Raw genomic sequence first — 20717 nt, 5'->3', positions numbered from 1 at the left:
AAAGCCAAAGTGTGTATTGTGCCACTAAACAGCAAGGGAGCCGGCCGTGCGCTCTTCTCCCTTGTTTTCAAGCGTAACGGCGCGCTTAGAAACCAGTCCCGATCTGGAACTGGAAGCTCTGCTTGTCGTCGCCCGACTTCGAATTGAGCGGACGGGCATAGGACAGCTGCAGCGGTCCCATCGGCGACTGCCACGACAGACCGATACCGGCCGAGAAGCGCCAGCCGCACGGATCCTCGACCTCGCTGCCAGGCTTGCCGCCGGTGCAGCTCTGGCCGCTGCCGGCCGAAACCTGGCCCGCGTCCGAGAAAATGAACCAGCGCAGGGTGCGGTCCTTCGACGCGCCCGGGAACGGCAGATAGAGCTGCGCGTTCGCGATGACGCGCCGCGTGCCGCCCAGGTAGTCGCCCGTCTTGGTATCGCGCGGGCCCAGCGACGAGCCCTCGTAGCCGCGTACCGTGCCAATACCGCCGGCATAGACGTTCTTGATGATCGGGTAATCCTTGCTGCCGTAGCCCTGCCCCCAGTCGACCATGCCGTTCAAGGCCAGGGTGTAGGAGCCGCCCAGCGGCACGAAATACTGCTGCTGGGCCGTCAGCATCGTGTACTGCAGATCGATGGTCGACAGGTCGGCCTTCAGGCGGGTGTACCCGCCCTTGGTCGGCGCCAGGCCGCTGTCGCGGGTGTCCTTGGTCCAGCCGGTGGTGAAGATCACCGAGTTGGTCGCGTCGCCATAGTCCTTGACGAACTTCTCGTAGGCCGCCGGCGAGTTGGTGAACAGGTCGATCTGGTTACGTTCGACGTTCGCGCCCAGCATGATCCGGTCGTATTCCGAGATCGGCACGCCGAAGTTCATGCCCAGGCCCATGGCCTTGACGCGGTAGTCGCCGTCGTTGTTGTTCCAGGGCTCGGTCACGCGATAGTAGGCGGACGTGGTGCGGCTGATGCCGTCCTTGGTCCAGTACGGATCGGTATGCGACAGCACGATGGCGCGGTTGGTCTTGCTGGTGTTCAGTTGCAGGGTCAGGTTGGTACCGCTGCCAAAGACGTTGTCTTCGCTGATACCGGCAGACAGAATGGCCTTTTCGGACGAGCCGTAACCCACGCCCAGGTTGATCATGCCGGTGGGCTTTTCCTTGACGTCGACGTTGACGTCGACCTGGTCGGGCGAACCCGGAACCGGATCGGTCTTGACGTTGACGTCGCTGAAATAGCCCAGGCGGTCGACACGGTCGCGCGAGGCCTTGATGTCCTTGGCGTCGTACCAGGCGGCTTCCTGCTGGCGCATTTCGCGGCGCACGACTTCGTCGCGCGTGCGGGTATTGCCGCCGATCTGGATGCGGCGGACGTACACGCGGCGGCTGGGATCGACGTAGAACGTCAGGTCGGCCTCATGCTTGGCGCGGTCCAGCTGCGGGTTCGGGTTGACGTTGGCAAACGCGTAGCCCAGTTCACCCAGGTAGTCGGTGATGGCCTTGGCCGAACCGTTGGCCTTGGCGGCCGAGAACGTTTCGTCCGGCTTGATTTCCACCAGCGCGTTGATTTCCTTGTCCAGGCCCAGCAGGTTGCCGGCCAGCTTCACGCTGCGCACCTTGTAGGGCTCGCCTTCGTGCACGGTAATCGTGATCCGGATGTCCTTGCGGTCGGGCGAAATCGTGACCTGGGGCGGCTCGACCGAGAATTCGAGGTAGCCCTGGTCCAGGTAGAAGGAGCGCAGGCGCTCCAGGTCGCCCTCGAGCTTTTCGCGCGAGTACTTGTCGGTATCGGTATACCAGGTCAACCAGCCCGGCGTGGTCAGCTTGAATTCGTCGAGCAGGTCGCTCTCCGAGAAAGCCTTGTTGCCCACGAAGCGGATTTCCTGGATGCGCGCGACCGAGCCTTCGAACACGTCGAAGCTCACGCCCACGCGGTTGCGCGGCAGCGGGGTCACGGTGGAGGTCACTTCGATGCCGTACTTGCCCTTGGACAGGTACTGCTGCTTCAGTTCGTATTCGGCGCGCTCGAGCATGGAGCGGTCGAAGATGCGGCCTTCGGCGAAGCCCACTTGGGCCAGCGACGTGGTGATGGCCTTGGAGTCGAACTCGCGCATGCCGTTGAAGTTCACCGACGCGATCGTGGGGCGTTCCTGCACGACCACCACGACGACGTTGTTGTCCGTCTGGATCTGTACGTCGGTGAAGAAGCCGGTGCCGTACAAGCGGCGGATGGCTTCAGTGGCTTCTTCTTCGGTGAATTTTTCGCCCACTTTGACGGGGAGATAGCCGAAGACGGTGCCGGCGTCAGTTCTTTGAATACCCTCTACGCGGATATCCCGCACGACAAAAGGGTCGAAGGCGTGGGCGATGGCCGGAACCAGCAGTGCGGCGATCAAACCCGGCAGTACACCCTTTTTGTGATGAAACATCCGGCGAAAAGACATCCTTGAGTATCCTCGGTCGTGCAAATGGCGGGGGATTTTATGCTAAATCGCGTTCAAGTGAACAAACGCGTGAAATCATTGAACAGCGCAAGCCCCATCAGGCTTGCCAATAAACCTATGCCGGCGCGCTGTCCGATATCGATCCACCTTGCTGGCGGCGGGCTACCCCGCACAATTTCGACGAGATAGTACAGCAGATGGCCACCGTCCAGCATGGGAATAGGCAGCAAATTTAGTACGCCCAGGCTGATGCTGATCAAGGCGATATAAGCGATATACGCAACAATTCCGATTCTGGCGGTCTGGCCGGCGTAGTCCGCGATGGTCACGGGACCGCTGACATTGCGCCAGGAAACGTCGCCCGTGATCATGCGCCCCATCATGCGCAGCGAGAACCAGGCGGTATCCCAGGTGCGCACGGCGCCCTTCCACAGGCTTTCGAATACGCCATAGCGCACGGTCACCATGGGAACGTCGCCACCCAGCTGGACGCCCAGGCGGCCGATCACCTGGCCGTTGACGGTCTCGGCGCGGGGCGTGGCGTTCAGGGAAATATTGGCGCCGTCGCGCGCCAGCGTAAGCGCCAGGGTCTTGCCGGCGCTTTCTTGAATCTGCCGCACCAGCGCGCCGGTATCCGGGGTGGGAACGCCGTTCACGGCCAGGATGAGGTCGCCCGTCCGCAGGCCGGCCGCCTGCCCTTCGCCGCCATCATTGACGACACGCACTGCGGGCTTGGGCTGAGCCAGGCGCACGCCGGCCGCGGCCAGCGGGTCGCCGCCGGCCGGATCCATGGTGTTGGACGGCAGGACCAGTTCACGCTGCTGGACGGCGCCCGCAGGGGTCTTGACCTCGATCCTGGCGCTGCCGCCAGTAGCCATGACGTCCATCAGGCGCCAGCGCGCGTCGGACCAGGAGGCGACCTCTTCGCCGTCGATGGCCATGATGCGGTCGCCAGAGAGCAGGCCGGCGCGCGCGGCAGGCGTGTCCGCCGCGGGCTGGGCGATGACGGCCACGGGCTCCTCGGTGCCGGCCATGTTCAGGCCGGCATAGAGGAAGACCGCGAGTATCAGGTTGAAAATGGGGCCGGCGGCAACGATGGCGATACGCTGGCCGACGGGCTTGCTATTGAAGGCCCCTGCCACTTCCGCCGGGCTCGCGCCGGCGGGGGGATCGTCCTGCATCTTGACGTAGCCGCCCAGCGGCAGCGCCGAGACCGCCCATTCCGTGCCGTGGCGGTCGGTGCGGCGCAGGATGACCTTGCCGAACCCCACCGAGAAGCGCAGCACTTTCACGCCACACAGGCGGGCCACCCAATAGTGCCCCAGTTCATGGAAGATGATCAGGGTGCCAAGCGCAACCGCAAAGGCCAGCAGGGTGAAAAGCATCGGAATCGAAGAAATCTAGGAAATCAGAGGCCGGCGGACGGGCGACCGAGCCCGCATCAGGCCAGGCCCAGGTTGCCAGCGAAGACGCGCGCGTCAGAATCCAGCGCGAGCACGTCGTCAAGACTGTTGAGCGTAACAGATGCTTGCCGTGCCTGCCACTCCAGGGAAGCCTCGATTACCCGCGGAATCCAGGTATAGGGCAGCCGGCCGCTCAGGAAGGCCTCCACGGCGATCTCGTTGGCGGCATTCAATGCCACGCAGGCCCCCTGCCCGGCTCGCAGCGCCGCAAACGACAAGGCCAGGCACGGAAAACGCGCCAGATCGGGCTTCTCGAAGTCCAGACGCCCCAGCCGCGTCAGATCCAGCGGGCCGACGCCGCTGTCCAGGCGTTCGGGAAAGCCCAGGCCATAGGCAATGGGCGTGCGCATGTCGGGCTGACCGAGCTGCGCCAGCACGGAGCCGTCGTCGTACTCGACCATGGAGTGCACCACGCTCTGGGGGTGCACCACCACCTCGATGCGATCAGCAGGCATGGCGAACAGCCAATGCGCCTCGATCACCTCGAGCCCCTTGTTGAGCATGGTGGCGGAATCGACCGAAATCTTGCGGCCCATGCTCCAGTTCGGGTGGGCGCAAGCCTGGGCCGGCGTCACGTCGTGCAGGTCTTCCAGGTCGCGCCCGCGGAACGGACCGCCGGAAGCGGTCAACAGCAGCCGGCGCACGCCGGGTGCGGGGCTATCCGGCGCGACGGCTCGTCCGCCGTGAGGCAGACACTGGAAAATGGCGTTATGTTCGCTGTCGATAGGCAGCAGTTCGGCGCCGTTGTCGCGTATGGCCTGCATGAAAAGCGAGCCGGCCGCAACCAGCGCTTCCTTGTTGGCCAGCAAGACGCGCTTGCCGCTGCGGGCAGCCGCCAGGGCGGCGGGCAGGCCCGCGGCCCCCACGATGGCCGCCATGACGGAGTCGCATTGGGGATCGGCGGCGGTATCGGCCAGCGCCTGGGCGCCGACGCGGATTTCCGGCATGGACTGGCCGCCAGCCCATGCGGCAATGAATTTCTCGCGCGCCGCAGAGTCGGGCACCACCACGACCGCGGCGCGGCTGGCCTGTGCCTGCTCCGCCAGGCGCGCCATCTGGCTGTACGCCGACAGCGCATAAACCGCCAGGCGCTCGGGGTGGCGGGCGATCACATCCAGCGTGCTTTCACCGATCGAACCGGTCGATCCCAGCACGACGACGCGTTGAAAAGCCGTCAAAACAACACTCCAGACAAAAGTAGCGCAAACGGCGCGACCGGGAGAATCGCGTCGATGCGGTCATAGACCCCGCCGTGGCCAGGCAGCAGCGTGCTGGAATCCTTGCGTCCGGCGCGCCGCTTGAGCAGCGATTCGAACAGGTCGCCCACGATCGACAGCACGCCAAGCACAGCGGCAATGGGCAGCGCCAGCCAGAAGGTCCAGCGCTCGACCAGCGCGTGGCCGTACGTGCCTTCCCACAGGCTGGAAAGACCGATCCAGACCACCGCCCCCAGGACGCCAGCGACCGCGCCTGCGATCGTTTTGCCCGGGCTGACCCGCGGGGCCAGTTTACGCTTGCCGAAGGCTCTGCCGGCAAAATAAGCGGCGATATCGGCGACCCAGACCAGCGCCAGCAGCGACACTACGAAACCGGCTCCATGCGCCACGAACATCTGCGCCAGCACGGCCCAGGCGGCAAACGCCGCGGGCACGGAGAAAATCGACCAGCCCACACTGGCGGGAGGCGCATCGGAACGCCCGCGCACCACCGCCGTCAGGCCGCCGAACAGCCAGACCGCGGCCACCGCCGGCACTACGTAGCGCAGCACCCAGACGGGATTTGCGATTCCGGCATTCTGTCCCGCGAGCCATGCGGAGGCCAACGCCAGCATGCCCGCGAACAGCAGGACGGCAACGCCGACGGCAATGAGAGGGGAAGGCGGTTGCGGCAAGGTCAGGCGGAGCCACTCCCAATTGGCGCAGGCGGCCGCCAGAGCCAGAAGCGCAACGAACCACCAGGGGTTCGCGCTGATCATCGCGGCAGCCAGAACGGCCAACAGAACGACTGCGGTAACGATACGCTGGCCCAACATATGACGGTCTCCTCGTGTACAGCCCTGGAAAGACGCGCTAGTCGCCGTCCGTTTTATTTCGCGCCGTTTTCGCTGAGTTGCGCGCTGGTACGGCCGAAACGGCGTTCGCGCGTGCGGTACCAGTCAAAGGCGGCCGCGAGCTCGGCGGCGCCGAAATCCGGCCAGTAGCGGTCCGTGAAGTAGAACTCCGCGTAAGCCATCTGCCAGATCAGGAAATTGGAAATGCGCTGTTCGCCGCCGGTGCGGATGAACAGGTCGGGTTCTGGCGCCCAGGCCATGGACAGATGGCGCGCCAGGCGCTCCTCGTCCACCAACTGGGGCTGCGTGGCCAGTGCGGGCTCGGCGGCCAGCATGGCGCGGGTGGCCTGAAGGATGTCCCAGCGTCCGCCATAGTTGGCAGCAACCGTCAGGTGCAGGCGGTCGTTGTGGGCCGTGCGCTCCTGCGCCGCGAAGATCAGCTCTTGCAAACGGGGCTCGAAGGCCGACAGGTCGCCGATGACGTGCAGACGCACGCCCTGCTCTTCCAGCTTGCCGATCTCGCGCTCCAGCGCCTGCACGAACAAGCGCATGAGCAGCGACACTTCCTCGGCCGGGCGGCGCCAGTTCTCGGAACTGAAGGCGAACAGCGTCAGATAGCGCACGCCGGCGCGCCCGCACGCCTCGACCACGCGCCGCACCGCCTGCACGCCCTTGGCATGGCCCGCAGTGCGCGGAAGCAGCCGCCTCGTCGCCCACCGGCCATTGCCATCCATGATGATGGCGACGTGCTCGGGAATGTCGCGGGTAGCGGGAACCGCCTGGGTCGAACTGGTTGCCATTGGTCTGGGGTTGCGCGCGGTGAAACGGCGAAAACGGAACTACGTGAAGAAAAGCCTGCGCCGTCGTTCCACCGCTAAGCAGCAATGCTGCGAACCAATGGACAGGACGGCGCTCAGGCAGGATATCCTGGTCGCCAGGGGGATACGGACTAGCCTATCACCCTGACGGCATCCAGGAATTATACGGTCATGATTTCCGCTTCTTTCTGCGTAACCATCTTGTCGATTTCGGCCACGCTGCGATCGGTCAGTTTCTGGACGTCGTCCTGCGAACGGCGTTCGTCGTCCTCGGAGATTTCCTTGTCCTTGACCAGCTTCTTCAGCGCTTCGTTGGCTTCGCGGCGCAGGTTGCGCACGGCCACCTTGGCGTCCTCGCCTTCGCTGCGGACAACCTTGGTCAGGTCGCGGCGGCGCTCTTCGGTCAGCGCGGGCATCGGCACGCGGATGGTGTCGCCCATCGACATGGGGTTCAGGCCCAGGTCCGATTCGCGGATCGCCTTTTCGATCGCGGAGGCCATGCTCTTCTCGTAGGGCTGCACGCTGATGGTGCGGGCGTCCACGAGGTTCACGTTGCCAACCTGGCTGATCGGCACGGGCGAGCCGTAGTACTCGACCTGCACGTGGTCCAGGATGCCGGTATGGGCGCGGCCCGTGCGGATCTTGGCCAGGTTGGTCTTGAGCGTGTCAAGCGACTTGGCCATCCTGGCTTCGGCGGATTTGCGGATTTCTGCGACGCTCATGGAATTTCCTTTTCTTTAGACGTGTACCAAGGTGCCTTCGTCTTCGCCGCTGACGACCCGCTTGAGGGCGCCGGACTTATTGATCGAAAACACTTTGATCGGCAGCTTCTGGTCACGGCACAGCGCAAAGGCGGTGGCGTCCATGACTTCCAGCCGGCGGACGATCGCTTCGTCGAAGCTGATGCGCGAGTAACGCGTGGCGGTGGGATCCTTGTTGGGATCCGCGCTGTAGATGCCGTCGACCTTGGTGGCCTTCAGCACGATCTCCGCCCCGATCTCGGCGCCGCGCAACGCAGCGGCCGTGTCCGTGGTGAAGAAGGGGTTGCCGGTACCTGCCGCAAAGATGACGACCTTGCCCTCTTCGAGGTAGCGCAGCGCCTTCGGGCGGATGTACGGCTCGACGACCTGATCGATGTTCAAGGCCGATTGCACGCGGGTGTCGACACCCTTGTGCTTGAGCGCGTCTTGCAGCGCAAGCGCGTTCATGATGGTGGCCATCATGCCCATGTAGTCGGCGGTTGCGCGGTCCATGCCCTGCGCGCCCGGGGCGACGCCACGGAAAATATTGCCCCCGCCGATGACGATGGCCAGCTCGACGCCCGTGGCGGCGACTTCAGCGACCTCATCGGTCATGCGGACGATGGTGGAGCGGTTGATGCCAAATGCATCGTCGCCCATCAGCGCCTCGCCGGAAAGTTTGAGAAGAACCCGTTTGTATGCTCTGCTGCTCATAGGTGATATCCCGAAGAACAATCCGACGAAAGTGTAAGACAAGAAATAGGCCGGACTAGAATTTAATCTAGCGCCGGCCCTTAAGCACTACCCTGGGTCAGGCGCGGCCGGCGGCGGCAGCGGCGACCTCAGCGGCGAAATCGCTGGTCTTCTTCTCGATACCTTCGCCGACAACGAACAGCACGAACTTGCTGATCGAAGCGCCCTTTTCCTTGAGCATCTGCTCAACGCTGTGCTTGTCGCTCTTGACGAACGGCTGCGACAGCAGGGTGACTTCCTTCAGGAACTTGGCGACCGAGCCTTCGACCATCTTGGCGACGATGTCAGCCGGCTTGCCCGATTCGGCAGCCTTCTGTTCGGCGACCGAGCGTTCGGCGGCGATGTCGGCGGGGTTCACGCCGTCGGCGTTCAGGGCCTTGGGCTTGGTGGCGGCGATGTGCATCGCCAGGTCCTTGCCCACTTCTTCCGCGCCGGTGTATTCGACCAGCACGCCGATCTTGCCGCCGTGCACGTAGCTGGCCAGCGAGTTCGGGGTCTCGATGCGCTCGAAGCGGCGGATCGAGATGTTTTCGCCGATCTTGCCGATCAGGGCGGTACGGGTGCTTTCGACCGTGCCATCGCCGTAGGGCAGCGCCGACAGGGCTTCCACGGTGGCGGGGTTTTGCGTGGCGACCAGCTCGGCCAGCTTGTTCACGAAGCCGACGAAGTCGTCGTTCTTGGCGACGAAGTCGGTTTCGCAGTTGATTTCGATGACGGCGCCCTTCTTGGCGTCGGCGGAGATGAACAGACCGATCAGGCCTTCAGCGGTGACGCGGGCGGCAGCCTTGCTGGCCTTGTTGCCCAGCTTGACGCGCAGGATTTCCTCGGCGCGGGCCAGGTCGCCCTCGGCTTCCGTCAAGGCCTTCTTGCACTCCATCATGGGCGCGTCGGTCTTTTCGCGCAGTTCCTTGACCAGGGCAGCGGTAATTTCAGCCATGTTTGCTCCAATTTGCTAGAACATGCCCCGGGAAACCGGGACAGTGGTTTGATTCGATGGGACATCCGCGACTAGCGGATCAGGAAGATGGGAGCCCACCTTCGCATTGCCGGCGAGGCGGGAGCGGACCGATTTCGGCACCGCTCCCAGACGCTAACCGCCGGACATGACAACAGGCTTAGGCCTGGTTGTCCTGCACTTCGACGAACTCTTCCTGGCCTTCGCCCAGTTCTTCGACCAGACCGTTCAGGTTCTGTTCGCGGCCTTCCAGCACGGCGTCGGCGATGCCCTTGGCGTACAGCGCGATGGCCTTGGCCGAGTCGTCGTTGCCGGGGATGACGTAGTCGATGCCTTCGGGCGAGTGGTTGGTGTCAACCACGGCGACCACGGGGATACCCAGGGTCTTGGCTTCGGCGATGGCGATCTTGTGGTAGCCGACGTCGATCACGAAAATGGCGTCAGGCAGACCGTTCATGTCCTTGATGCCGCCGATCGACTTGTTCAGCTTTTCCAGTTCGCGCTGGAACAGCAGGCCTTCCTTCTTGATCATGCGCTCGGCGCCGCCTTCGGCGACCACGGCTTCCATGTCCTTCAGGCGCTTGACCGAGGTCTTGACCGTCTTGAAGTTGGTCAGCATGCCGCCGAGCCAGCGGGCGTCGACGAAGGGCATGCCGCAACGGGAGGCTTCAGCGGCGACCAGCTCGCGAGCAGCGCGCTTGGTGCCGACGAACAGGATGTTGCCGCCGCGAGCAGCCAGCTGCTTCACGAACTTGGTGGCTTCCTGGTACTTATCAACCGTCTTTTCCAGGTTGATGATGTGAATCTTGTTGCGATGGCCGAAGATGAAGGGGGCCATCTTGGGGTTCCAGTAGCGGGTCTGGTGACCAAAGTGGACACCCGCTTCCAGCATTTCGCGCATCAAAGACATAACTTTCTCCAAGGGTTGATTTCTTGCGCCGCACCTGCATCAGCCTCTGGCTGACACCCTGGGTGGTGTTGCGCGCGATTTCCCGCAAATGCGGGATGACAAAATTTTAACCGGGCCGACCGATCACTGCCGCAATAACTGCGACGCCCTGGGGCGCCTTCTACTACGCTGCCGCGATAAACCCAGACGGCCGCCACGACCAAGAGCCTTGCACCGCATGCTTGCAGGCGCTTTTCCAGACCCACCAGGAATTTCCTGGAAGTTTCCGGCGGTTTCCCGAAAGCGCACCCGGACCTGTTTTGTTGGCGGCGAAATCCAGCTCTGGAAAATCCAGCTCTTCGCGTTCAAGCGCGGGGTTGTCACACCCTGGCTTCAGTTCGACCGCGCATCAGACCATCGGGGCATTTCTTAAGAAAACGCGAACGTTTTCAAGAACTTAAGCCGACATCCATACCGAGTCCAAACCCTGAGCCTGCATCGCCGCTCTAAAACATGACCGGGCTTACAAGCACGCCGCGTCCCCAGCCTGGCGCCTGCATCGGATTTGCCGCCGCTCCGCCCGCCCGACTGGTTTCCTGCCTGCGTGCCCACCCACGGAACCAACGACCTGCCCGATTTCGCTCCACAACCTTCGCTTGCGGTGAAACTTCAGGGCGCGCCGCCGATCACTATGAAAGGACCTGCTGCCAGACTACCTGCCGGGTTTGCGTGACATCGGTTCCGCTGCCTGCACCCGCCGGGTTCGGCCTTTGCCGTAACCCGATTGCTCCCCAAAATTTTAGGGAAGCCTATAATTCTACTATTCTTTCAAGCAGACATTCAAGCGAGACATCGCTAAGCTATTCCATGGGCACTATCACCAATCAAGCCGACCTGGCCAAGATGCGCGCCGCCTGCCAGGATGCGGCCAAAGTCCTCGATTTCATCACGCCGCACGTCAAGCCAGGGGTCACCACCGGAGAGCTGGACCGCCTCTGCCTGGAGTACCTGACCGATGAGCTGGGCGTGAAATCGGCCACGGTGGGCTATGCGCCCCCGGGGTACCCGCCCTTCCCCGGCGCCATCTGTACCTCGGTCAACCACCAGGTCTGCCATGGCATCCCGGGCGACAAGGTGTTGAAAAACGGCGATTCGCTGAATATCGACGTCACCATCATCAAGGATGGCTGGTTCGGCGACACCAGCCGCATGTACGCAGTGGGCGAACAATCCATATTGTCGCGCCGCCTGACCGAGATCACCTTCGAGTGCATGTGGAAGGGCATCCAGCAGGTGAAAAACGGGGCCACGTTGGGCGACATCGGCAACGCGATCCAGAAGCACGCCGAGGCCAACGGCTTTTCAGTGGTGCGCGAGTTCTGCGGCCACGGCATCGGCCAGCGCTTCCACGAAGACCCGCAGGTGCTGCACTATGGCAAGCCGGGTACGGGCGTGAAGCTGACGACGGGCATGCTGTTCACCATTGAACCGATGATCAATGCGGGCCGCCGCGAGATCCGCCAGCTGTCCGACGGCTGGACGGTCGTCACCCGCGACCACAGCCTGTCGGCCCAATGGGAGCATGCTGTCTGTGTCACCGAGACCGGCTACGAAGTGTTGACCCTGTCGCCGGGGATGCCCAAGCCGCCCGCCTTCGTCACCGAACCCCTGGTCATCCCAGCCGTCTGACACACAACCTTAGCCACCATGACCGCCGCCATTCTCAGCGCCCTGCGCGAACGCATCCAGGAAGCCCGGCGGACCGCGGTGGCGCAATTCCGCACGCACCTGCGGCCAGACACCCTGCTGTCCGAGCTGCGCCGCATCGTCGACGCCGCGCTGCGCGACCTGATCAAGCATTGCCCCCTGCCCGCCGGCGCCACGCTGGCGGCCGTGGGCGGCTATGGCCGGGGCGAGCTTTACCCGCACTCCGACGTGGACCTGCTGATCCTGCTGCCGCACGCTCCCACGCCCGAGGACGAGTCGGCCATCGAAAAGCTGGTGGCCTCGCTGTGGGACCTGGGCCTGGAGCCGGGCCATAGCGTGCGCACCATCGAGGACTGCGAACGCGAGGCGGACGCCGATATCACCGTGGAAACGGCTTTGCTCGAATCCCGCTGGCTGGCGGGCAGCCGCACGCTGATGAAGGCCTTCGAAGCCGCGACCAAGTCGCGCCTGGACCCGCGCGCGTTCTTTCGCGCCAAGCGCGTCGAAATGCAGCAGCGCCACGCGCGCTACCAGGACACGCCCTATGCGCTGGAGCCGAACTGCAAGGAGTCGCCGGGCGGACTGCGCGACCTGCAGGTCATCCTGTGGATGGCCCGGGCAGCTGGCTTTGGCAACAGCTGGCGCTCGGTGGCGCAAGCCGGCCTGCTGACCTCGTCCGAGGCGCGCGACCTGCGCAAAGCAGAACAAGCCTTCAAGCGCCTGCGCATCGAATTGCACCTGCTGGCGAACCGGCGCGAAGACCGCGTGCTGTTCGACCTGCAGCCCGCCCTGGCCGAAGTCTATGGCATCCACGCCACCGCCACCCGCCGCGGCAGCGAGCTGCTGATGCAGCGCTACTACTGGGCGGCGCGGCTGGTGACCCAGCTGAACGGCATCCTGGTGCAAAACATCGAGGAACGGCTGTTCCCGCGTCCGGACAGCGACGCGCGCGACATCGACGACGACTTCCGCAATCTGCGCGACCGCCTGGACATCATTCGCGACGACGGTTTCGAGCGCAATCCCACCCTGCTGCTGCGGGCCTTCCTGGTGATGCAACAGCATCCGGAACTGACCGGCATGTCGGCGCGCACGCTGCGCGCCATCTGGCATTCGCGCCACCGCATCGACGCGCAATTCCGCCGCAACCCGGTCAACCGCAAGCTGTTCCTGCAGATCCTGCAGCAGCCGCGCGGCATCGTGCATGAGCTGCGGCGCATGACCATGCTGAACATCCTGCCGCGCTATCTGCCGGTATTCCGCCGCATCGTCGGCCAGATGCAGCATGACCTGTTCCACGCCTATACGGTGGATCAGCACACGCTGGCGGTGGTGCGCAACCTGCGCCGCTTCACCATGCCGGAACATGCCCAGGAGTATCCGCTGGCCAGCCAGCTGATCGCCGGCCTGGACCGGCACTGGCTGCTGTATGTGGCCGCGCTGTTCCACGACATTGCCAAGGGCCGCGGCGGCGACCATTCCGAACTGGGAGCGCGCGAAGTGCGCAAGTTCGCCCAAGACCACGGCATGGAGCCCGAGGACGCCAAGCTGGTCGAATTCCTGGTCCGCCAGCACCTGCTGATGTCAGCCGTGGCGCAGAAGCGCGACCTGTCCGATCCGGCCGTGGTGCAGGACTTCGCCGCCACCGTGAAGGACGAACGCCACCTGACCGCCCTATACCTGCTGACGGTGGCCGATATCCGCGGCACCAGCCCCAAGGTCTGGAATGCCTGGAAAGGCAAGTTGCTGGAAGACCTGTACAAGCTGACGCTGGCCGCCCTGGGCGGCGCCCACGCCGACGCCCACACCGTCCTGACCGAGCGCAAGGAAGAAGCCGCCCGCCTGACCCGACTGGCGGGCCTGCGCGACGATGCCCGGGAAGCCTTCTGGAACCAGCTCGACGTGGCGTATTTCCTGCGCCACGACGCCTCGGACATCGCCTGGCACACGCGCCATCTTTATCATCAGGTCGCGCCAGCGCAGGCAGTGGTCAAGGCCCGCCCCACCGAACATGGCGAAGGCCTGCAGATCATGGTGTACACCCGCGATGCGCCCGACCTGTTCGTGGCGATCTGCGGCTATTTCGACGCCAAATCGCTTTCCATTCAGGATGCGCGCATCCACACCACGCGCCACGGCTGGGCGCTGGACAGCTTCATCGTGCTGTTGCCGGAAGGCGCCAGCGACCTGCGCGCCCAGGCCACCCTGGTCGAACACGAGTTGGCCGAACGCCTCAAGGACCCGCACGCCGCCGCCTTGCAACAGCCCGCGCGCGGCGGCTACTACGGCCGCGGCCGGCAGTCCCGCGTGTCACGGGTGTTCCCGGTCATGCCGCAGGCCGAACTGCAGCCCGACGAGCGCAGCACCTCCTGGCGCCTGTCGGTAACCGCGACCGACCGCCCCGGCCTGCTGCACGCGCTGGCGCGCGTCTTCGCCGGGCACGAAGTGAACCTGCTGATGGCCAAGATCATGACGCTGGGGGACCGGGTCGAAGACGTCTTCATCGTCGACGGTTCGGCGCTGACGCGCCCGCGCAGCCAGATGCAGTTCGAACGCGACGTCCTGGACGCCCTGGCGGGCGAGGAAGCCCAGCAGCGCGCCGCCTGATCACGGGTGCCTGGCATCGCCAGCGCCGCCGGGACCGCATACAATCCCGGTTTTCGGCCAGGCGATACCCTCCCCATGGAGCTAAACGATTATCTGCGCGTTTTCGGCACCAGCTTCTTTTTCGCGCTGGCCACCCTGCTGCCCTTTCTGAACCCGCCCGCGATCGCGCCGATCTTCCTGTCGCTGACCGAGGGCGCGTCATCATCCACCCGGATGGTGCTGGCCAAGCGCGTGGCCATCAATGTCTGCCTGATGCTGATCGTCGCCATGGTCGCGGGCAACGTGCTGCTTAGTTTCTTCGGCATTTCGCTGTCCATCGTGCGGGTCGGCGGCGGCATGCTCGTGATCGCCAGCGCCTGGCGGCTGGTGAATTCGCCCGACGCCGATACCGAGCGCGTGGCGCGCATGGCCGAGTCGTTCACCCCGGAGATGGCCAAGGCCCGCGCGTTCTATCCGCTGACCTTCCCCATCAGCTGCGGTCCCGGATCCATCGCCGCGGCCATCACCGTGGGGGTGTCGCTGCGCGATCAGAACCACGTGCTGAGCCTGGTGCGGCTGGGCGGATCCATTCCGGGCATCATCGTCGTATCGGTCACGCTCTACATCTGCCTGCGCTTTGCCGCGCAAATGCTGCACCGCCTGGGCGACAATGGCACCGCCGTGTTCATGCGCCTCTCGGCCTTCATCATGCTGTGCCTCGGCGTACAGATCTTCTGGGAAGGCTCGCGCGAACTGCTGCTGGGCGTGTTGCAGCAAGTGATGCAACCAATTCCGATTCCCAAGGCCTAAGCCTGGCTCGGGGCCGCGTCCGGCCCCTTTTCCAACCCTTGCAAAGCAACAATGACCTCTCGCTCAGAACGCCTGCTCCGCCTGATCGCCCTCTTCTGCTTCGGCGCCGTCGGCCTTGCCCTCGTTTCCCAGCACGTCTTCGACATGCCGCCCTGCGCCTGGTGCGTCATGCAGCGCCTGATCTACCTGGTGATCGGCGTGATTGCGCTGGTGGGCGGATTCGGCGGCGGACGCGCCCTGACGCGCCTGTGCGGCGCGCTCACCGCGCTATTGTCCCTGGGCGGTATCGCCGCGGCCTGGTATCAGTACAGCGTAGCGGCCAACATGCTGTCCTGCGACCAGACCTTCGCCGACCGCTTCATGACCGGCATCGGCCTGGAAAGCGCCGTGCCGTGGCTGTTCGGCATCTATGCCACTTGCATGGACGCCAAAGTGCCGGTGCTGGGCATCGAATATGCACTGTGGAGCCTGGCGCTCTTCGTCATCATTTTCTTCATGGCGCTGCCGGTCGTGTTCCGGCGCGGCGGATCGCAGTAACAGCCCTTCCTGACGCCGCCCGCAGCATCGCGGGCGGCGGCCAAACGCGGGGAAGCCTGGTCTCGCTCCGGCGCCGTCCCCGCCTTGATCATGTCCAATCTGAAATACCTGACCGGATACCCGGAATCCCTGCTCGCCCAGGCCCAAAAGCTGCTCGACCAAGGCAAGCTGGGCGCGGCGCTGCTGGCGCGCTACCCTGCCGGCCCCCACGACGTGCGCACCGACCGGGCGCTCTACCAATACGTAACGGACCTGAAGAACAGCTACATGCGCAACGGCGACCAGATCAACAAGGTCGCCTTCGACAGCAAGATCCATGTGATCCAGCACGCGCTGGGACAACACACGTATATCTCGCGCGTGCAGGGCGGCAAGCTGAAGGCCAAGCACGAAATCCGGGTGGCCACATTGTTCAAGACCGTGCCGGCGGAATTCCTGAAGATGATCACGGTGCATGAACTGGCCCACCTGAAGGAAAAGGACCATAACAAGGCCTTCTACAACCTGTGCCTGCGCATGGAGCCGCAGTACCACCAGTATGAGTTCGACTTGCGGCTGTATCTGACGCACCTGGAGGCGACACGCGAAAACTTGTGGAAGGCCGCGGCCTGATATCGCAGTGCAGGCGCCCAGTACCCCGCAATAAAAAATGCCGTCCCGAAGGACGGCATTTTCTTGCTATCAGACAAACGCGTCAGGCGTCGCTGGCGGCGTAGCCCATGTTGAACTGCAGGCCGCTGGCCCCGCCTTCCTCACCGGGTTCGCCACGGGACTGGCCCAGGCGAGCCAAGTATTCAGGGGTGATGTCGCCCGTGACGTACTGGCCGTCAAAGCACGAAGCCTCGAAGCGCGACAGCTTGGGGTTGATGTCCCGCACCGCCTGCTGCATGTCGTGCAGGTCCTGGTAGACCAGCGAGTCGGCGCCGATGGCGCGGGCAATTTCCTCGTCGCTACGGCCGGTGGCGATGAGTTCGCTCTGCGTAGGCATGTCGATGCCGTAGACGTTCGGGAAACGCACCGGGGGAGCAGCCGAGGCGAAGTAGACCTTGTTGGCGCCTGCGGCGCGAGCCATGTCCACGATCTCGCGGCTGGTCGTGCCGCGCACGATGGAGTCGTCCACCAGCAGCACGTTCTTGCCCTTGAATTCCATGCCGATGGCATTGAGTTTCTGGCGCACGGACTTACGGCGCACGGCCTGGCCCGGCATGATGAAGGTGCGGCCCACGTAGCGGTTCTTGATCAGGCCTTCGCGGTAGTCCAGGTTCAGGCGGGCGGCCAACTGCATAGCTGCGGGACGCGAGGAGTCCGGAATCGGCATGACCACGTCGATATCGCCCAGGCGCATGTTGCGCGCGACCTTGTCGGCCAGGTACTCGCCCATGCGCAGACGGGCGTCATACACCGACACGCCGTCGATCAGGGAGTCCGGACGCGCGAAGTACACGTACTCGAAAATGCAGGGCACCAGTTGCGGATTGTCGGCGCACTGGCGGCTGACGAAGCGGCCGTCCAGGTCGATGAACACGGCTTCGCCGGGCTCGACGTCGCGCACGAAGGCAAAGCCGCTGCCTTCCAGCGCCACCGATTCCGATGCGACCATCCACTCCACGCCCTCTTCGGTTTCCTGGCGACCGATGCACAGCGGACGGATGCCGTTGGGATCACGGAAGGCCAGCAGGCCGTAACCAGAAATCTGCGCCACCACGGCATAGGCGCCGCGCACGCGCTTGTGCAGGGCCGATACGGCGCGGAAGATGGCGTCGTCGTCCAGCGACACGCCGCTGGCCGCCGATTGCAGCTCGTGCGCCAGCACGTTCAGCAGGACTTCGGAATCGGAGTTGGTGTTGATGTGGCGGCGGTCAACGCGGTAGAGCGATTCGCGCAGTTCGCGCCAGTTGGTCAGGTTGCCGTTGTGGGACAACATGATGCCGAACGGCGCGTTGACGTAGAACGGCTGGGCCTCTTCCTCGCTGGCGCTGGAGCCCGCGGTGGGATAGCGGACCTGGCCGACGCCCGACGTACCCGGCAGCGCGCGCATGTTGCGCGTGCGGAAGACGTCGCGCACCAGGCCGTGAGCCTTGTACATATTGAATTGGTTACCTTGCGATGTCGCGATGCCCGCGGCGTCCTGCCCGCGATGCTGCAACAGCAGCAAGCTGTCATAGAGCAGCTGGTTGACCGGCCCGCGCCCGATGACCCCTACGATTCCACACATGGTGAGATTTCCTGGTTGATTTAAAGCTAATCAATACGGCAGCCACGTCGCCAGGGACGGCGGCAGCCACGTCTTGATATGTTTGATGGCCTCGATGGCCGAATGCGAAAACATGGCGTCCTTCCACCACGGCTCCTGCGGCAGCGGCGTGTAGCCTGCGGCGGCGACCAGCGCCAGCACGATCAACAGGCCACGGGCCAGCCCGAACATCCCGCCCAGGCCGTGGTCGGCGGGACTCAGTCCGGTGCTGCGGATCAGGGCGGCAAGCGTCATGTTGACCAAGCCCACGCCGAGCAGCACGATGATGAACACCGCGGCGTACGAGACTCCCATGCGCAGCAGCGTCGTTTCAATATAGGGCTCCAGCCAGGCATAGACCGTGGGCCCCCACCATATCGCCGCCACGAAGGCCAGCAGATAGGCGACCAGCGATAGCACCTCTTTGAGCAGGCCGCGCACCAGGCCCAGCACACCCGAAACCACCAGGATGGCCAGCACGACGAAGTCGAAGCCGGTCACTATTGGGCGGCGATGAAACCATTGTCATAGCCCAGGGTGCGCAACCGCGCCTGGGCCGCCTGCGCCGCCTCGCGCGAGGGGAACGGCCCCACCCGCAGACGGTACTGCTGTTTGCCATTGATGGTGGCTTGTTCCACGAATGCGTTGGTGACGCCGGCCTGGTGCAGCTTGCCGCGCCGCGACTGAGCGTCCTCGGAGGTCGTATAGGCGGCGATCTGCAACACGAAATTGCCCTTGGCGGCGGGCTTGGGCGCGGGCGCCGAAGCCGCAGGCGCCGAACGCCCTTCCAGCAAGGCCAGCGCGCGCGCGCCATCATCCGATCGGTTATCGGGCTTGGCCGGCGTCGCGGGCTTGGGGTCCGGCTTGGGCGGCGTAGCCGGCTTGGGCTCGGGCTTGGGCGGCGTGACGGCCGCCGTCGCGGGCGGCGTCGCAGGTTGCGCGGCCGGAGGCGTCGTCGTCGCCGGCGGCTGCACGGACGTCACGGGAGGCGGCGTCGGGATGGCCGAAGGATCCGTCGGCGCAGCACTGCCCGGCGCGGGCGTCTGCGGCGCGGCGACTTGCGGTTCGGTCACTTGCGGCTGGAACGGCGTATTGCGTTCCGGCACCCTGATGGGAATGTTGTCGTCCACAGGCGTGGGCTGCGAATCGAGCACCATGGGAAGGATGATGACGGCTGCCAGCACCAGCGCGACAGCGCCTGCCAGCCTGCGCCGCGCGCGACCGCGCAGCTCCGCAGCCTGCACCTCGCTGGGCACAGCCGCCCGCTTGGAGGACTGCGCCTGGTCGGCAGGATCTTTGCGTTTGAAAAAACCCATGGAGGAGAATTCCTTGCGGCGATATGGCGGCGGGCCGCCTGGACGCGACTGACCCGCTGCTGCCTATGCCTTGCGACCCAGAGCCTGCAAAACCGAGGCTACGGTGAGAAACGAGCCGAACACCACGATTCTATCATTCTCCCCTGCCCGTTCGCGCGCTGCCGCAAAGGCCTGGGCGGGATCCGGGTAAGCGGAGATACCTGGTTTTTCGCCATCCGCCGGCGCAGGCGGCAGCGCGGCGGCGACCTGCTCCGCCAGCGCGTCTCCAGAGGTGCCGCGCGGCCCCGGCAAGCCGGCGCAGTACCAGTTGTCGATGCGCGTGCCGAGCTTGGCGATGACGCCGGCCAGATCCTTGTCGTTGAGCATGCCGAACACCGCGTGGGTGTAGGGATGAAAGCCCATGTTGTCCAGGTTCTGCGCCAGCACCGCCGCGGCATGCGGATTGTGCGCCACGTCCAGGATGACCGCGGGCTGGCCCGGCAGGATCTGGAAACGGCCCGGCAGCGACGCCTGCAGCAAGCCCAGGCGCACGGCCTGTTGCGGCACCGGCAGGCGGTCGCGCACCGATTCCAGCGCGGCCAGCGCGGCCGACGCGTTCAGCAGCTGGTTGGCGCCACGCAGCGCCGGATAGGCCAGCGAGTTGCGCCGCTGTTCGCGGCCGCCATAGGCCCATTGCTGGCGGTCGCCGGAATAGTTGAAGTCGCGTCCGAACAGCCACAGGTCCGCGCCGATTTCCTGGACGTGGTCCAGCAGCGATTGCGGCGGCATGGGATCGCTGCAGATCGCCGGCCGGCCGCTGCGGTAGATGTGGGCTTTCTCGAAGCCGATTTTCTCGCGCGTATCCCCCAGCCAGTCGGTGTGGTCCAGGTCCACGCTGGTGACGACGGAGCAATCCGCATCGACGATATTGACGGCGTCCAGCCGTCCGCCCAGGCCGACTTCCAGCACCACGGCGTCCAGTTTCGACTGCGAGAACAGTCGCAGGATTGCCAGCGTGGTGAACTCGAAGTACGTCAGCGACACGTCGCCGCGCGCGGCTTCGACCGCCTGGAACTGGGCGATCAAGGCCTCGTCCGTGGCGATCTGGCCATTGATGCGGGCGCGTTCGTTGAAATTGATCAGGTGCGGGGACGTGTACAGCCCGACCTTGTAGCCGGCCGCAAGCAGGATTGCCTCCAGCATGGCACAGGTGGAACCCTTGCCGTTGGTGCCGCCGACGACGAACTTCACGCCGGACAGCTCCAGCCCCAGGCGCCCCGCCACCTCGCGCACCCGGTCCAGACCCATGTCGATGGCGGTGGCGTGGATCGATTCCAGGTACTGCAGCCAATCGGACAGGGTGGCGGAAACGTCGGGCGTGCGGGCAGAAGACATGACAAAGCCGGTAGTGAGATCAGCCTTCGATTTTAGCAGTCCGCGCCCGGTGTTTTCCCTAATCCCC

At 64.7% G+C, this 20717-nt stretch carries 18 protein-coding genes; 5 read left to right on the top strand and 13 right to left on the bottom strand.

The features are described 5' to 3' along the window. Window positions 1–85: 85 nt before the first annotated feature. From bamA to rpsB, 9 genes are all read right to left on the bottom strand, one after another. Entirely contained in the window at window positions 86–2419 is a 2334-nt protein-coding gene (gene bamA, locus HV793_RS12300) for an outer membrane protein assembly factor BamA (protein WP_175213243.1), read from the bottom strand. Between the two features lie 53 nt (window positions 2420–2472). Next, the gene (gene rseP, locus HV793_RS12295; RefSeq protein WP_175213242.1) at window positions 2473–3804 is read right to left on the bottom strand and encodes an RIP metalloprotease RseP; all 1332 of its coding nucleotides are present in this window, start codon (window positions 3802–3804) and stop codon (window positions 2473–2475) included. Between the two features lie 56 nt (window positions 3805–3860). Then, window positions 3861–5060: a 1-deoxy-D-xylulose-5-phosphate reductoisomerase gene (locus HV793_RS12290; RefSeq protein WP_175162960.1), complete on the bottom strand. Its 1200-nt coding sequence runs from the start codon at window positions 5058–5060 to the stop codon at window positions 3861–3863. Further along, on the bottom strand, window positions 5057–5914 hold the full coding sequence (locus tag HV793_RS12285; protein ID WP_175213241.1) for a phosphatidate cytidylyltransferase: 858 nt from the start codon (window positions 5912–5914) through the stop codon (window positions 5057–5059). Before HV793_RS12285 ends, HV793_RS12290 begins: the two co-directional genes overlap by 4 nt. 53 nt (window positions 5915–5967) lie before the next feature. Further along, window positions 5968–6732 (bottom strand): polyprenyl diphosphate synthase, encoded by a 765-nt coding sequence (gene uppS / locus HV793_RS12280; RefSeq protein WP_054456720.1) that lies wholly within the window; start codon window positions 6730–6732, stop codon window positions 5968–5970. A gap of 179 nt (window positions 6733–6911) precedes the next feature. Continuing rightward, window positions 6912–7472 (bottom strand): ribosome recycling factor, encoded by a 561-nt coding sequence (gene frr / locus HV793_RS12275; RefSeq protein WP_054456719.1) that lies wholly within the window; start codon window positions 7470–7472, stop codon window positions 6912–6914. A gap of 15 nt (window positions 7473–7487) precedes the next feature. After that, window positions 7488–8204, bottom strand: a complete 717-nt coding sequence (gene pyrH, locus HV793_RS12270; RefSeq protein WP_013393440.1) for a UMP kinase — start codon at window positions 8202–8204, stop codon at window positions 7488–7490. Window positions 8205–8301: 97 nt separating this feature from the next. Beyond that, a complete protein-coding gene (tsf, locus tag HV793_RS12265) occupies window positions 8302–9180 on the bottom strand; it encodes a translation elongation factor Ts (protein ID WP_119451963.1) in 879 nt (292 codons plus the stop codon). 178 nt (window positions 9181–9358) lie between these two features. Next, a complete protein-coding gene (rpsB, locus tag HV793_RS12260; protein ID WP_054456717.1) occupies window positions 9359–10108 on the bottom strand; it encodes a 30S ribosomal protein S2 in 750 nt (249 codons plus the stop codon). 846 nt (window positions 10109–10954) lie between these two features. Between rpsB and map the strand changes: the two genes are divergently transcribed. From map to HV793_RS12235, 5 genes are all read left to right on the top strand, one after another. Beyond that, entirely contained in the window at window positions 10955–11776 is an 822-nt protein-coding gene (gene map, locus HV793_RS12255) for a type I methionyl aminopeptidase (RefSeq protein WP_119451964.1), read from the top strand. Between the two features lie 18 nt (window positions 11777–11794). Next, on the top strand, window positions 11795–14401 hold the full coding sequence (locus HV793_RS12250) for a [protein-PII] uridylyltransferase (RefSeq protein ID WP_054456715.1): 2607 nt from the start codon (window positions 11795–11797) through the stop codon (window positions 14399–14401). Window positions 14402–14476: 75 nt separating this feature from the next. Beyond that, on the top strand, window positions 14477–15190 hold the full coding sequence (locus tag HV793_RS12245; protein ID WP_013393435.1) for a MarC family protein: 714 nt from the start codon (window positions 14477–14479) through the stop codon (window positions 15188–15190). A 51-nt stretch (window positions 15191–15241) separates the two neighbouring features. Then, window positions 15242–15727 carry a disulfide bond formation protein B gene (locus tag HV793_RS12240; RefSeq protein WP_054456714.1) on the top strand — a complete coding sequence of 162 codons (486 nt, stop codon included), beginning with the start codon at window positions 15242–15244 and terminating at the stop codon, window positions 15725–15727. Between the two features lie 90 nt (window positions 15728–15817). After that, on the top strand, window positions 15818–16339 hold the full coding sequence (locus HV793_RS12235) for a M48 metallopeptidase family protein (RefSeq protein WP_119451976.1): 522 nt from the start codon (window positions 15818–15820) through the stop codon (window positions 16337–16339). 82 nt (window positions 16340–16421) lie between these two features. Here the strand turns inward: HV793_RS12235 and purF are convergent, their stop codons facing one another. The 4 genes from purF to folC all read right to left on the bottom strand — a co-directional run bounded on the left by purF (window position 16422) and on the right by folC (window position 20650). Beyond that, a complete protein-coding gene (purF, locus tag HV793_RS12230; protein ID WP_054456711.1) occupies window positions 16422–17942 on the bottom strand; it encodes an amidophosphoribosyltransferase in 1521 nt (506 codons plus the stop codon). A 30-nt stretch (window positions 17943–17972) separates the two neighbouring features. Continuing rightward, on the bottom strand, window positions 17973–18461 hold the full coding sequence (locus HV793_RS12225) for a CvpA family protein (RefSeq protein ID WP_054456710.1): 489 nt from the start codon (window positions 18459–18461) through the stop codon (window positions 17973–17975). After that, entirely contained in the window at window positions 18461–19276 is an 816-nt protein-coding gene (locus HV793_RS12220; RefSeq protein WP_175213240.1) for an SPOR domain-containing protein, read from the bottom strand. Before HV793_RS12220 ends, HV793_RS12225 begins: the two co-directional genes overlap by 1 nt. Window positions 19277–19339: 63 nt before the next feature. After that, a complete protein-coding gene (gene folC / locus HV793_RS12215; protein ID WP_054456708.1) occupies window positions 19340–20650 on the bottom strand; it encodes a bifunctional tetrahydrofolate synthase/dihydrofolate synthase in 1311 nt (436 codons plus the stop codon). Window positions 20651–20717: the final 67 nt, after the last annotated feature.

This window comes from Achromobacter aegrifaciens, assembly GCF_902859965.1.
Classification (GTDB): domain Bacteria; phylum Pseudomonadota; class Gammaproteobacteria; order Burkholderiales; family Burkholderiaceae_B; genus Achromobacter; species Achromobacter aegrifaciens.
The sequence above is the reverse complement of the archived record's forward strand: the minus strand, read 5'-3'. Positions and strand labels throughout refer to the sequence as shown.

What these genes read in the sequence shown, in the direction of transcription:
- bamA (WP_175213243.1), bottom strand. Translation starts at nt 2,419, where the DNA reads ATGTCTTTTCGCCGGATGTTTCATCACAAAAAGGGTGTACTGCCGGGT.
- rseP (WP_175213242.1), bottom strand. Translation starts at nt 3,804, where the DNA reads ATGCTTTTCACCCTGCTGGCCTTTGCGGTTGCGCTTGGCACCCTGATC.
- HV793_RS12285 (WP_175213241.1), bottom strand. Translation starts at nt 5,914, where the DNA reads ATGTTGGGCCAGCGTATCGTTACCGCAGTCGTTCTGTTGGCCGTTCTG.
- uppS (WP_054456720.1), bottom strand. Translation starts at nt 6,732, where the DNA reads ATGGCAACCAGTTCGACCCAGGCGGTTCCCGCTACCCGCGACATTCCC.
- frr (WP_054456719.1), bottom strand. Translation starts at nt 7,472, where the DNA reads ATGAGCGTCGCAGAAATCCGCAAATCCGCCGAAGCCAGGATGGCCAAG.
- pyrH (WP_013393440.1), bottom strand. Translation starts at nt 8,204, where the DNA reads ATGAGCAGCAGAGCATACAAACGGGTTCTTCTCAAACTTTCCGGCGAG.
- tsf (WP_119451963.1), bottom strand. Translation starts at nt 9,180, where the DNA reads ATGGCTGAAATTACCGCTGCCCTGGTCAAGGAACTGCGCGAAAAGACC.
- rpsB (WP_054456717.1), bottom strand. Translation starts at nt 10,108, where the DNA reads ATGTCTTTGATGCGCGAAATGCTGGAAGCGGGTGTCCACTTTGGTCAC.
- map (WP_119451964.1), top strand. Translation starts at nt 10,955, where the DNA reads ATGGGCACTATCACCAATCAAGCCGACCTGGCCAAGATGCGCGCCGCC.
- HV793_RS12250 (WP_054456715.1), top strand. Translation starts at nt 11,795, where the DNA reads ATGACCGCCGCCATTCTCAGCGCCCTGCGCGAACGCATCCAGGAAGCC.
- HV793_RS12245 (WP_013393435.1), top strand. Translation starts at nt 14,477, where the DNA reads ATGGAGCTAAACGATTATCTGCGCGTTTTCGGCACCAGCTTCTTTTTC.
- HV793_RS12240 (WP_054456714.1), top strand. Translation starts at nt 15,242, where the DNA reads ATGACCTCTCGCTCAGAACGCCTGCTCCGCCTGATCGCCCTCTTCTGC.
- HV793_RS12235 (WP_119451976.1), top strand. Translation starts at nt 15,818, where the DNA reads ATGTCCAATCTGAAATACCTGACCGGATACCCGGAATCCCTGCTCGCC.
- purF (WP_054456711.1), bottom strand. Translation starts at nt 17,942, where the DNA reads ATGTGTGGAATCGTAGGGGTCATCGGGCGCGGGCCGGTCAACCAGCTG.
- HV793_RS12220 (WP_175213240.1), bottom strand. Translation starts at nt 19,276, where the DNA reads ATGGGTTTTTTCAAACGCAAAGATCCTGCCGACCAGGCGCAGTCCTCC.
- folC (WP_054456708.1), bottom strand. Translation starts at nt 20,650, where the DNA reads ATGTCTTCTGCCCGCACGCCCGACGTTTCCGCCACCCTGTCCGATTGG.